The 13,510-nt window shown below is 41.3% G+C and carries 10 protein-coding genes; 1 reads left to right on the top strand and 9 read right to left on the bottom strand.

The annotated features are described in order from the left end of the window. Positions 1 to 14: 14 nt before the first annotated feature. A complete protein-coding gene (miaE, locus tag NQT65_RS15190) occupies positions 15 to 785 on the bottom strand; it encodes a tRNA isopentenyl-2-thiomethyl-A-37 hydroxylase MiaE (protein ID WP_004586888.1) in 771 nt (256 codons plus the stop codon). Between the two features lie 215 nt (positions 786 to 1,000). On the opposite strand from miaE, the gene NQT65_RS15185 reads away from it, so the two are divergent. Further along, positions 1,001 to 1,600 carry a Yip1 family protein gene (locus NQT65_RS15185; RefSeq protein ID WP_004586887.1) on the top strand — a complete coding sequence of 200 codons (600 nt, stop codon included), beginning with the start codon at positions 1,001 to 1,003 and terminating at the stop codon, positions 1,598 to 1,600. Positions 1,601 to 1,699: 99 nt separating this feature from the next. Here NQT65_RS15185 and purF read toward each other — a convergent pair whose 3' ends face one another. The 8 genes from purF to NQT65_RS15145 form a co-directional block, all read right to left on the bottom strand. Beyond that, positions 1,700 to 3,226: an amidophosphoribosyltransferase gene (purF, locus tag NQT65_RS15180; protein ID WP_004586886.1), complete on the bottom strand. Its 1,527-nt coding sequence runs from the start codon at positions 3,224 to 3,226 to the stop codon at positions 1,700 to 1,702. An 18-nt stretch (positions 3,227 to 3,244) separates the two neighbouring features. Next, a complete protein-coding gene (locus tag NQT65_RS15175) occupies positions 3,245 to 3,739 on the bottom strand; it encodes a CvpA family protein (RefSeq protein WP_004586885.1) in 495 nt (164 codons plus the stop codon). Between the two features lie 171 nt (positions 3,740 to 3,910). Beyond that, positions 3,911 to 4,546, bottom strand: coding sequence for an SPOR domain-containing protein (locus NQT65_RS15170; RefSeq protein ID WP_126007716.1), 636 nt, complete (start codon positions 4,544 to 4,546; stop codon positions 3,911 to 3,913). A gap of 11 nt (positions 4,547 to 4,557) precedes the next feature. After that, positions 4,558 to 5,823, bottom strand: a complete 1,266-nt coding sequence (gene folC / locus NQT65_RS15165) for a bifunctional tetrahydrofolate synthase/dihydrofolate synthase (protein WP_256851485.1) — start codon at positions 5,821 to 5,823, stop codon at positions 4,558 to 4,560. Between the two features lie 25 nt (positions 5,824 to 5,848). Beyond that, positions 5,849 to 6,724, bottom strand: coding sequence for an acetyl-CoA carboxylase, carboxyltransferase subunit beta (accD, locus tag NQT65_RS15160; protein ID WP_024032247.1), 876 nt, complete (start codon positions 6,722 to 6,724; stop codon positions 5,849 to 5,851). Positions 6,725 to 6,864: 140 nt separating this feature from the next. After that, complete coding sequence (gene truA / locus NQT65_RS15155) at positions 6,865 to 7,659, bottom strand: tRNA pseudouridine(38-40) synthase TruA (RefSeq protein WP_054983053.1); 795 nt, start codon at positions 7,657 to 7,659, stop codon at positions 6,865 to 6,867. Positions 7,660 to 7,929: 270 nt separating this feature from the next. Next, positions 7,930 to 12,132 carry a FimV/HubP family polar landmark protein gene (locus NQT65_RS15150; RefSeq protein ID WP_256851484.1) on the bottom strand — a complete coding sequence of 1,401 codons (4,203 nt, stop codon included), beginning with the start codon at positions 12,130 to 12,132 and terminating at the stop codon, positions 7,930 to 7,932. Between the two features lie 352 nt (positions 12,133 to 12,484). Continuing rightward, complete coding sequence (locus tag NQT65_RS15145) at positions 12,485 to 13,501, bottom strand: aspartate-semialdehyde dehydrogenase (protein WP_004588395.1); 1,017 nt, start codon at positions 13,499 to 13,501, stop codon at positions 12,485 to 12,487. Positions 13,502 to 13,510 lie beyond the last annotated feature (9 nt).

The following is a 13,510-nucleotide window of genomic DNA, read 5'->3' as shown; positions in this document are numbered from 1 at the left end:
TAAATAGCACCACTTTAGTTAGTAACTAGTGCAGGTGCGCCACTGTGAAATTTAAAGTCTTCATCAGGGCTAGTGATCAAATCAGCCTCAATTTTACCAAAAAAGTCGACTCGCTCAGTAATATCAAAATCAGCAATTTCTTGTGCCAGTGTTAAGTAATCTTGATAATGGCGCGCCTCAGAGCGAAGCAATGAAATATAAAAATCGCCTAAGCGTTTATCAACATGTGGAGCAAGTGCAGCAAAACGCTCACATGAGCGAGCCTCAATATAAGCACCTACAATTAGTTTATCGACTAATGCATTAGGCTCAAACGTTTTAACGTTACGTAGCATCCCTTTAGCGTAACGACACGGTGTAATGCTTCTGTACTCTACCCCATACTCGTCCATTATTTCGAGCACTTGATAAAAGTGATGTAATTCTTCTTTTATTAGCATCACCATTTTATCTATTAAATCTTGCCCGTAAGGTGAGTTAGACTTTGGGATAATAGATTTTGTAAGTTTATTTTTAGCCGCTAAATCACGCCAATTACCTTCACGTTTATAAATAAGTGTTTCAAAGGGCTTTAGCCATTCAAGTAATGCATCGCTGCTGTCTTTATCTACCGCGTACTTACGAATTAAAAACATTGCACTTTGCGCTGCTTTTAACTCACAAATTAAGTGATCGATTAAAATAATCGATAAATTTTCTTTTTTTACTGCCTCAATAACCCATTCATTTGGGGTTTCGCACAATAAAAAATTATTAATAGGGGCTAAAAGTTCGCTATGTGGCACAGGGCTGCTCGTTACTTCAAATAATAAAAAGCCATTTTAACACAAAAAATAACGAAGAATAAAACGAGCTAAAACAACCTCTTTAAAATGTTAATAAGCAGTTAACTTGACTTTGTATATGAACTACACCATAAATATAGATACTGTATAAAAAACAAACTAACTAAAACTAAATTATAACCAACAGTAATACGTTCCTTTTATGGAGTACCGCTATGATACTGAACCACCTGTGGGGCATTTATGCTCATCCACTCGAAGAATGGCAAACAATAGATAACCGCCACGAAAGCCTGACTTATAGCCTGTCGCATATTTTACTTATTGCATTATTTCCATCGATTATGGGGTATTACTCATCGGTGTATTTAGGCTGGAGTATTGGTGCGGGCAACCCAGTATTTTTAACACATGAAAGCGCACTGCTAATTGCCGTGGCTATGTATGGTGCGTTAATAGCCGGTGTGTTTGCACTGGCCTATTTAGCCCATTGGATGGCCGTTACATTTGGTGCTAAACCTACCTTTACACAAACGCTTGAACTTGCCGCTTATACTGCTACACCCGTGTTTATGTCGGCCTTAGCCGCTTTTTTACCTGAGCTGTGGTTTGTTGTTTGCGTAGGTATGATTGCCCTAGCCTACTCGGTGTACTTGCTTTATACAGGCGTGCCAATACTAATGCATATTCCACAAGAGCGCGGCTTTATTTATGCCAGCTCTGTTGTCACCTGCGGGCTAATTTTATTGGTAATAATTTTAGCTGTAACCGCAATACTTTGGACTAACGGCATTGTGAGTCCAATGTTTACCTAATCAACCACGTTGTTTGATATGAAGTGTTCCCTTTCTTTCCTTCGCAAAAAAGGAGCTAATTAGCTCCTTTTTTTATGTCTGATTATGTTTAATCACACATTAATCAGCTTCGTTGGCATCTTGATTGTGTATTTCAAGGCCTGATGACATGGCGTTTTCGCGGTTACTTTTAGCCGAGTCGTTACGCAATTGATCAATATGGTTTAAGTAATCTTGATCGATATCACCGGTAATGTATTGCCCATCAAATACAGAGGTTTCAAACTTAGTAATTTCTGGGTTTTCTTGGCTTACAGCGGCAATTAAATCGTTTAGCGATTGAAAAATTAAGCCGTCAGCACTGATGCTTTGGTTAATGTCTTCAACTTCGCGGCCATGCGCAATAAGCTCTGCGGCAGATGGCATATCAATACCATACACATTAGGAAAACGAATTTCTGGTGCTGCTGAGGCAAAATACACATTTTTTGCTCCGGCTTCACGGGCCATTTCTACAATTTGTGCCGAGGTTGTACCGCGTACAATTGAATCATCAACCAGTAAAACGTTTTTACCTTTAAACTCACGGTCAATCGCATTTAGCTTTTGACGCACTGACTTTTTACGCATTTCTTGGCCAGGCATGATAAATGTACGACCAATATAACGGTTTTTAACAAAGCCTTGGCGGTAAGGTAAATCAAGCATGCGGGCAATTTCTAACGCCACATCGCATGAGGTTTCAGGAATTGGGATAACAACATCAATGTCTTTATCGCTCCACTCACGCGCAATTTTTTCACCCAGTTTAGTACCCATGTTTACACGCGTTGCGTAAACCGACATACGATCGATGGTTGAATCAGGGCGAGCAAAATAAACAAACTCAAAAATACACGGCGCATAAGAGGCTTTTTCAGCACAACTTTGTGAATGAAATTGGCCATCTTCAGTTACGTAAATCGCTTCACCTGGTGCAACGTCACGCACAAATTCAAAGCCGTCGGGCTTTAAAGCGACGCTTTCTGAGGCAAACATGTACTCAGTGCCTTTAGGGGTTTCACGCTTACCAAATACCAAAGGACGGATACCATTTGGGTCACGAAATGCTAAAACACCGTGACCAATAATCATCGCAATAGCGGCGTAGCCACCGGTTACTTTGTTGTTTACTTCGGTTACTGCAGTGAAGATGTCTTCAGCGTCTAAATGCAATTTGTCAGACTTACTTAGCTCATGCGCCATGATATTAAGTAGTATTTCTGAGTCAGACGTTGTATTAACGTGACGACGCGCTTCTGAGAACAGTTGCTGCTTTAGAGTTTCAGCATTGGTTAAATTACCATTGTGCGCAAGCGCAATACCAAATGGTGAATTAACATAAAACGGCTGCGCTTCAGATGAACTTGACGAGCCAGCAGTAGGGTAACGTACGTGGCCAATACCAATTGTGCCTTGTAGTCGTTTCATATGGCGGGTGTGAAACACATCCTTTACTAGGCCATTTGCTTTGCGCAAGCTAAACGTATTGTTTTCAATGGTAATGATGCCCGCGGCATCTTGACCTCGGTGCTGCAAAACAGTTAAGCCATCATAAATCGCCTGATTAACAGGAGATGTTCCGACTATCCCAACGATACCACACATGTAATTTATCCTCGCCGATTAACGGTTTACTGAATTTAAAAAGCTCGAGTTGTTTTCTAGGTACGAAAAGAACCATTCAACAACAAAGCCAAATTCTGGAATCAAAATAGAATTGCCCCACCAGTGCGTGTTTGGTGCACCAGTAAAAGCATCAAGAAAGAAGAGTAACGCGCTCACGACCAACACGCCTCGTAACGCACCAAAAACAATGCCGAAGACACGATCGGTGCCAGATAAACCAGTACGTTGTACAAGCTCACCTAAAATGTAGTTTAGTAAACCGCCTAACAGTAGCGTCGCAAAGAAGAGTATGGCAATGGCCGCCGCATTTCTTAAAAGGGGTTCAGAAATACTTGTTAGGAAGGAAGCTAAATATTGGTAAAACAAACTAGAGATGATAAATGCGCAAGCCCATACTGCTAATGACATAGCTTCTTTAACAAAGCCGCGTATTAAACCGATGATGGTAGACAGTGCAATGATGCCAAGAATGGCGTAATCAACCCAGATCATATTAACCAATTAGTCGCTATTTTGGGGCGCATTCTATACCCAAACCTCGTTAATATGCAAGTTAAAGCGGGAGATAACCAGCAACTAGCACGTACAAAAACTTATCACTTTAACGGCTATTTTTAGCCCTTAAAAACAAAAAAAGCCTTACTATAGTAAGGCCTTTTAAAATCAATTAGAGACGCTGTATTGAGTGACTTTGCCGTTTAACTTAGTAAGCGCTTTAAGCTCGGGTAACTTTTTGGTCAGCTCCGCCTTATCAAGCGAGGGACCAACAAACACTTTAGTCAATGTGCCATTTGGCGTTTTAATTGGTTTTGTAAACGTTTTAAAGCCTTTCGCTTTAAGCTTAGCTTGTAAGGCCTTAACATTGGCGGCATGGGAAAAACTACCTAGCTGAATTACATAGGCCATGTCAGTGAGGTTTTCTTCACTTTTACGTGGCGCAATAGGTTTTGCTTTTACCGGCTCTGGCGCTTTCGCTACAGGCTCTGGCGCAGTCTGAGGCTCTATGCTTGCTTCGACTATTTCAGGCTCTGCTGCGTATTGGCTTTCTTTGCTTGTCAGCACATCGTCATCGGCAGCTATGTCTTCAATTTGCTCTTGTTTTAAAGGCTCAGCCTGCGCTACTTTTTCATCTATAGACTCTTGAAGGTCAATAGTTTTAAACTCAGAGCGTTCAGGGATAGCTTTAAAGCCCTCTTTGTAGTGGACCTTTTCGCCATCGAGTATATTAGGAATAAACACAATTGCTGCGATCACCACAATACTGGTTCCGACTAAACGATTTATAAAACCTGAGTTCACCGACTTTCTCTCTATTTTTTAAAGTAGTTTATAGCATCTGCAACAGTAAAAAATGACCCAAACACAATTAAAAGCGTATCACTTTGCTGTGTAGGCATAATTACATTAAGTGCTTCGTGCACACTATCATAGCGTTTATGCGTGCCTGTATGAGGTATAGTTTGCAACGCCGCGGCCATATTTTCAACATTATCGCCACGAGGTATGTGCAAGCTAGTAAGAGACCAGTGATCAATTACATGGCTTACCTCTTTAAGTACACCCGCTTTATCTTTATCAGCAAGCATAGCGACTAATGCATGAATTTTAAAGCCTTTATCTTTATAGCTTGCAAGCTTTAGTGCTAAATAACGAGCAGATTCGGGATTGTGAGCTACATCGGTAAACACTAAAGGTGCAGTGCTTAACTGCTCAAAGCGCCCCTCAACAACTAAGTTAGCTAAACAATGCTTAATTACCTCATCACTTGGCAATAGATTTAGCACAGCTAAGGTTGTTAAGGCCGTTGCTGCATTTTGTGCTGGGATCGCTGGCTTATCTAACAGCAAATTATAATTTTTATATTGCCATGTAAAATGCGCTTCGTGCTCTTTGAATATAAAATCAGTACCGGATATAACCATGCCTGCTTTAATCTCAGCACCGTAATCGGTCATTGTATGTGGTATGTTTAAATCACCAATAATAGCTGGCGTGTTTTGACGAAATATACCTGCTTTATCATAAGCAACTAACTCTCGTGTATCGCCTAGGTATTCTTTATGATCTAAATCTATGGTGGTGATCACGCTTGCATAAGGTGTAACAATATTGGTGGCATCAAAGCGCCCGCCCAAACCAACCTCAAGCAGCACATAATCAACCTCAAAGCGTTTAAAAATAGCCAGCGCGCCTAGGGTGCCATATTCAAAATACGTAAGCGCCGTGCTAGCGCGACCTTGCTCTAGCGTGTTAAAGGCATCAACATGGTATTGATCATCAAGCTCTTGGCCATTTATGCGCACACGCTCGTTGTATCTAATTAAATGAGGAGAGGCATACGTACCTACGCTGTAACCTTGCGCAAGTAATAGCGATTCTAAACAGCGTGCAGTTGTGCCTTTGCCGTTTGTGCCGCCAATAAGAATAATTTTGCTGGAAGTGTTTAATAAGCCAATGTTATTTGCAACAGTAGCAACGCGTTCGAGTCCCATTTCAATATTTGCAGGGTGAACACTCTCTAAATAACAAAGCCAATCATCAAGGCTTGATGATTGGCTAGGAATTGTATTTGTCATAGCGTGTAATCAGTAAAGCTGAAATTTACGCTACTCTATGCTCTTGTTCGGTAGAAGGCAAGTTCATAAATTTAGCAAGTACGCGTGCTAATGTGTCGCGCATTTCACGACGGTCAATAATCATATCAATTGCACCGTGCTCTAATAAGAACTCACTGCGTTGAAAACCTTCTGGCAAGGTTTCACGTACTGTTTGCTCAATTACGCGCGGACCCGCAAAGCCAATTAAAGCTTTTGGTTCAGCTACGTTAATATCACCTAACATCGCTAATGATGCAGATACGCCACCCATGGTTGGGTCGGTCATTACTGATATAAACGGCAGGCCTTTTTCACTCATTTTAGCAAGCGCAGCGCTGGTTTTAGCCATTTGCATTAGCGACATAAGCGCTTCTTGCATACGTGCACCACCTGAGGCAGAAAAACACACTAATGGCATGTTGTGCTCTAAACATTGGTCTACGGCATCAACAAAACGTGCGCCTACTACCGAAGCCATTGAACCACCCATAAATGAGAATTCAAAAGCAACCGCAGCAACAGGAATACCTTTTAAGCGGCCCTTCATTGCTACTAACGCGTCTTTTTCGCCACTTGATTTTTGGGCTGCGCTAATGCGGTCTGAGTATTTTTTAGAGTCTTTAAACTTTAATACATCCTTAGGCTCGTGCTCAGTGCCAAGCTCCGTGCGGTCACCTTCATCTAAAAAGTGCTCTAAACGTTTTCGGCCGCTCACACGCATGTGATGGTCGCATTTAGGACATACGTTTAATGATTTTTCTAGTTCAGCTTTATATAAAATTGAATCGCAAGCTGTACATTTAGCCCAAACGCCTTCTGGAATTTCTTTACGACCTGACGACTTAGTCGTTTTAGGTAAGATTTTTTCTAACCAACTCATTTGCAACTCTCTTAATGCTGTTCTGTGTCGCGAGTCTGCTAATAAGTAGCAGACAGATTTTTTCAATTAAAACATGAATTACACAAACACGGTATAAAAAACTGGTCTTAGTAGTTAGATAAACGCTTATAAATTCAACACTAACATTCCGAGTCAGGTAAAAATAATGGCCCTAGTGGGGTTTTAGGAATATTAAAGTGTTCTGGGTAATCTACATCTACTAAATAAAGACCCGCGGCTTTTGCTGTGGCACTGGCTTTAGCACGTTCTTTTAAATCTAATAGCTCTTTTAACCATACAGGTTGGTGCTTGTGTAGACCTATATCCATTAAACAGCCGGTAATATTACGCACCATATGGTGTAAAAAAGCGTTCGCTTTAATATCAATAATAACGTAATCGCCCTGGCGTTGTACCGATAAATGATGAATAGTTCTGTTTGCTGTATTAGCTTGGCAATGCAGCGCCCTAAAAGAGGTAAAGTCGTGCTCGCCAATTAAGTACTGACACGCCTCTTGCATTTTTGTTTCATCAAGTGGGTGATGAAAGTGCGTAACGCCTTCATTCATAACTGCGCCTCTATAAGCGTAATTATAAATAACATAACGATAACGACGCGCTGTTGCGCTAAAGCGTGCATGAAAGTCTTCACTAACAGGTTGTGCAAAACGAATCGCTATATCTTTAGGGAGTAACGTGTTCATTCCCATAGTAAATGCAACCATCTCACGGGGAGCATGGGTTTCAAAGTGTACAACTTGACCAGTGCCATGCACACCTGCATCTGTGCGGCCCGCACACACTATTTCAACCGGATGATTACAAATGCTCGACAACGCTTTTTCTACTTCTTGTTGTACGCTATTTACATGAGACTGACGTTGCCACCCACTGTAACGTGCGCCGTTGTATTCAACTCCAAGTGCTACTCGCATAATTACTGCTTTACCTACTGTGCTAATGAACGGGGCATTTTATGCTATCTCGCGGTGCAATAAAAGTAACCTCGTCTATTTATAGTTATTCGCAAAATTAAGTAATTTATTTTACCCCAATAAAACACAGCGATAAGTTAGTGAGCTTTTAACGTCCTGGGTTTAATAAACGTCTAAAACTAATTAAGTGCTTTTATAGGTTAGAGTTATTCGTACCTATAAAAAAACCGCATTAACAAAGCTAATGCGGTTTTTTTAATCATGAATGCTCTAGTTAAGTTTAGCTTTTAAACTTTGCGCTTCTTCTTGTACATCTTCAGGGCCACTTTCAATAACATCTTCAATTACTTTAAGGGCTGAGTCAAAGTCGTCAATTTCAATGTATGCTCTTGCCAAATCAAGCTTGGCAGAATAACCACCGCTTTCTAAGTCAACATCTGTTGGGTTATCGCCTGCAAGTAACGAATCAAAGTCACTTAAGCCTACGTCCATATTAACCTCGTCATAGGGTTCGTGCTCAAGTACTGAGTCATCGCTTTGCTCAAGTAGCGCGTCAATATCAACAAAGTCATCGGTTGTAGCCTGCTGATCACTTTGCGAAGGCTCTTCTTGCACCGCTTTCGCTTCAACTTCAGTGTCTAAGTCTTCGTTTAATAGGCTATCAAAATCGACATCAAATTCGCTGCTATCTTCTAAATTTAACTCATCCGGTTCACCTAACTCACTAAGCAACGCATCAAAATCGGTTTGCGTTAAGTCAGCCATAAACTCATCGTCTAGCTGCTCGTCGGGTATAACGTCTTCATTAGTTTTATCATCAGCAGCCTGTGTTAGCTCGGCTTCTAATTGCGAATTTGTTATTTCATCTTCAACGTCTTCTGAAAGTGCTTGTTCTAAAATTGCATCGTCAAAATCAGGCTGTTCCTGCGCACTATCCGTTGTTTTCGCCTCACCTAAAGGTTCCTCTTGCGGTAAAGGCGCATCAAGCTCATCGTCAATCAGCGGCTCGTCAACTAGGTCGGCTTCTAACGAATCAATACCAGTGTTACCAGCAAGTGCATTTGCTAAATCTTGCTCAGCTTGGCTTGGCGCCATACCGCTTGCTTGCCCATCAAGTTCATCACCTTGTAATTCTTGCGGACTATATGATTGCTGATCATCTAAATCAATTTCGTCATCGTTATCAAGCTCTAACTCAGGGTACTCGTCAAGTTCTTCACTTGGAGTTACTTGCTCATCTAATAAAGCATAGAGCTCGTCGTCTAGCTCATCAACGCTTTGCAATAAATCATCATCGAAAACCCCTTCGTCTGCATCCGTATTTTCAGATAAATCTAGCTCGCTTTCATCATCAGTTAATTCATCTAGTGATGACGGCACTTGAGCGTGGTTATCATCTGCACCTATACCATCGGTATGCTTCGGCTCAAGCTCTGGCTCTGAAAAATCGTTATCAATGAGTAACTCATCATCAAAGTCGTCTTCTAAGCTATCTAATTCACTGCCTGAAAGTGCGTTTGCTAAGTCTTGTTCAGCTTGGCTTGGCTGCATGCCTGTTGCATCACCATCAAGCTCATCTCCCAATAACTCATCAGGAAGATATTGCTGTTGCTCTGTTACATCTAACGTCTCGGGCTTATCATCTGAAAAGTCTATATCATCACTAAGCGTATCATTTACAGCATCATTTTCAGGTTGAGTATCTAAAAGCGGACTCGCTGGTGTTTCTTGTGAATCAAGCGGATCATCACCTAAATCAACCTCTACCTCTTCAATGTCATCATCAAGATCATCTAACGCCCAATCAGGGTTTTCAACATAGTCTTCGTCTGTAGCCTGCTGTAGCTCGTTGAGTAATTCATCAACACTTTTTAGGGTATCGTCAGTGTACTCTTCCTGTGCATCCTCTGGGTCGAGTAACGTTTCTGAACTATCTGTAAAGTCAGTGTTTTCAAGCAAGTCAGCATCAAGTTCTGGTTCTTCTACAAGCTCTGGTTCTTCTACAAGCTCTGCTTCCTCGAGAAGTTCAGGCTCTTCTTCGAGCTCTGGCTCATCTGCAAGCTCGGGTTCTTCTTCAAGCTCTGGTTCCTCGAGAAGTTCTGGCTCGTCTGCAAGCTCGGGTTCTTCTTCAAGTTCTGGCTCTTCAACAAGTTCAGGCTCACCTACAAGCTCAGGCTCCTCGAGAAGTTCAGGCTCTTCTTCGAGCTCTGGTTCCTCGAGAAGTTCAGGCTCTTCTTCGAGCTCTGGCTCATCTGCAAGCTCAGGCTCTTCTACAAGTTCAGGCTCTTCTGCAAGCTCAGGCTCCTCTTTAAGCTCAGGCTCCTCTTTAAGCTCAGGCTCCTCTTTAAGCTCAGGCTCTTCTACAAGCTCTGGTTCTTCTGCAAGCTCTGGTTCCTCGAGAAGCTCTGGTTCTTCTGCAAGCTCTGGCTCATCAATAAGTGAAGACGCTAAGGTTTCAATATCATCTTCGTCAAAATCTTGCTGTGCATCAGCTAGATCTTCGACTGAATCAGCTAATGCGCTATCAATATCTCGCTCTGTATCATTATCTGTTGCTACTTGAGCGGCAGGTGAATCTTCAACTTCATCGATTAGGCTATCTATGTCGTCTAAATCAAAGTCATCGCTTTCTTCAACTAGCGCATCAGCAGGGGTTTCATCAGGTGCATCGCCTGCGTCATCAATTAAGCTGTCTATGTCGTCTAAATCAAAGTCATCGCTTTCTTCAACTAGCGCATCAGCAGGGGTTTCATCAGGTGTATCGCCCGCTTCATCAATTAAGCTGTCTATGTCGTCTAAATCAAAGTCATCGTTTTCTTCAACCAGCGCAGCATCAGTAGGTGTTTCTTCGGTTGTATCGCCGGCTTCATCAATTAGGCTATCTATGTCATCTAAATCAAAGTCATTGCTTTCTTCAACTAGCGCAGCATCAGCAGGGGTTTCATCAGGTGTATCGCCGGCTTCATCAATTAAGCTGTCTATGTCGTCTAAATCAAAGTCATCGTCTTTTGATGATTCTTTATCAGCTTGTTGATCTAATAATTCATCAATATCAAAGTCATCATCCTCTTCTTGGGCTAGCTCTTCGCTTAAGGCGGCCAACTCATCATTGCTTTCTAAGCTGCTATCTGCGGTAGGTTGCTCAACCTCAGGCAAGTCAATTTCAGGCAGGCTATCGTCCTCATCAAATAAATCGTCTAGGTCGTCACTGCTTAAAATATCGTCCGAATCTTTTGTATCATCTAAATCAAGGTCAATTTCATCATCTTGTTTTTCATCTACAGATTCATCAAAGCCCTGCTGCATGAAAACGTCTAACTCGTCCTCTTCACTGCCTTCGTCATCAAAAACAATATCATCACTTAATAGGCTTTCTAATTCGTCTTGATCGAGCAAGTTTTCTGAATCAGAAAATTCATCGTCTAACGCATCATCAAATGCAATATCATCCTCTGGCAAAATATCGTTGCTATGATTGTCATCTAGTTGAATATCTAAATCATCAAGAGGGTCAGGAATGATTGGATCGTCTAACGCATCATTACTTTGCGGCTCGTCTTCGGTAAAGCTGGGCGTTTGTGGCAGAAAATCATCGTCATCTTGAGTTTCTTCGTCTTTGTTGGCGCGCTTTCGTAAAAACATCACCACAGCAAAAATAATTAATAACGCAGGAATGGTCATAAATAAAATAAGCACAAGTGGGTTAGACATTAAAGCGCCTAGGTTAAAAGGTTCTTCTTTTGGTACTTCTTGCACTTTTTGTTGAGCTATTATTTCGTTTTGTTTTTCTATTAGCTCTTTTAGCTGTTTTTGAATTTCGCTGTCTTGACCTAGCTGTTCTTTTACATTGGCGAGCTCTTTTGAAATACCCGACAATTGTTTTTTGAGATTATTATTCTCAGCTAATATTTCTTCTACATTATTAACCGAGCTTTTAAATTGCTGCTGCAGCTCAACAAGCTTATTACCTTGCTGCGTTTTTATTTCATTTAATTCTTTTTGGATTTCTTTTTTAGCGTCGTCAACATCGGCTTTACGAGCTTGTGTTACTTTAGTTTGCGCGGCGTTAATTTCACTGGTGGTTAGTGTGCCATTTTTCTTTTTTTCCCACAGCGCGTCATCTTGCTCTGAGCGTTGTTTAGCAAGCTGTGGATTTACGCGTCTAATTTCCGCTAAAGTGGGTATTTTTAAATATGCACCACTTTGCATGTGGTTTAGGTTTTGTTCTAAAAAAGAATTAGGGTTTTTGTTATACAAGGCCTGCATAACTTGGTAAATACTAACTGAGTTATCTGGGCGTACTTTGGCAGCAATACGCCATAGTGTATCGGTTGGCTTTATAGGCCCTATTGATCGCCCTTGCGCACCATAGTCAGCGCCTTTTGGCCCCTTTAATTGGGTGCTGTCTTGAGAGTAAATTGGAGTTACTACCAATGCAGACGCTAATATAATAAGTGAAGCTAAACCGCGCATGCTGATCCTTTAATGTGTAAATGTTAAATGCTTTGCTATTTATTTAGCTGCTCAACATTAATTATTCTTGCCGTAACCAGCCAAATAGCTGATCTACATTTGTTATTACAATCTATTTTTATTGCAAGCTCTATTCCAGTTACAAACTATAAACCAGTTGCGGCCTAATATCCATTGCAACGCTTTGAAAATAAATACCTTAAAACTTTATTCTTAATACTATTTTATCGTGATAGATCAAGGCGTTTAGTTTAGTAGCAACGCTAAGCGGCAATAATTTGGCTCCCTTAAATACAAAAGCGGCAAACTATAAAAGTTTGCCGCTTAATTTACACGCAATGTTAGCGGGTATTTATAAGTAGTTAGCGATTAACTCTTCCGCTATTTGCACACTATTAGTGGCAGCCCCTTTGCGGGTGTTATCACTTACAACCCACATATTTAAACCATGAGGGTGTGAAATATCAGCGCGTAAGCGGCCAACGTAAACTGTATCATTACCACTGGCATCTGAAACCGCGGTTGGGTAATCGCCCTCATCTTCAATAAGCTCGACTCCTGGGGCATCATTTAAAAGCTGTTTAACGTGTTCAAAGTCATACGGCATGCGTGTTTCAATGTTGATTGACTCAGAGTGGCCAAAAAATACAGGTACACGTACACAGGTTGGGTTAACAGCAATAGTGGTATCGCCCAAAATTTTATGCGTCTCGTTTACCATTTTCATTTCTTCGCGCGTGTAGCCGTTATCTTCAAAGGTATCTATTTGAGGAATAACGTTAAATGCAATTTGCTTAGGAAAAATTTCGTTTTCCATTGGGCGAGCATTCATTAAATTAGCTGTTTGCTTTGCTAATTCATCTACGGCTTCTTTGCCTGCACCAGATACAGCTTGGTATGTAGATACATTAATGCGGTCAATACCATAAGCATCGTAAATTGGTTTAAGCGCTAGCATCATTTGAATAGTAGAGCAGTTAGGGTTTGCAATAATATTGCGATTTCTAAAGTCTTCAAGGCTTGCTGCATTAACTTCTGGTACCACTAGCGGTACTTCAAAATCATTTCTAAAATGTGAGGTGTTATCAATTACAACACAGCCCGCATCGGCTGCAATTGGCGCGTATTTTTCTGATACACTGCCACCAGCTGAAAACAAACCTATGTGTGCTTGGCTAAAGTCAAAGCCTTCTACGTCTTGCACTTCAATGGTTTCACCACGAAACTTTATGTCTTCGCCTGCGCTGCGGCTACTGGCTAGTAAAAAAAGTTGGTCTACCGGAAATTTACGATCTTCCAGGGTTTCAATAATTTGACGCCCTACTAAGCCTGTAGCGCCAAGTACAGCAACGTTATATTTTTGCGACATATTTTATCC

The sequence above is a fragment of the Pseudoalteromonas agarivorans genome (assembly GCF_024518735.1).
GTDB classification, from domain to species: domain Bacteria; phylum Pseudomonadota; class Gammaproteobacteria; order Enterobacterales; family Alteromonadaceae; genus Pseudoalteromonas; species Pseudoalteromonas atlantica.
Note: the sequence above shows the minus strand (reverse complement) of the source record. Positions and strands in the feature narration are given on the sequence as shown.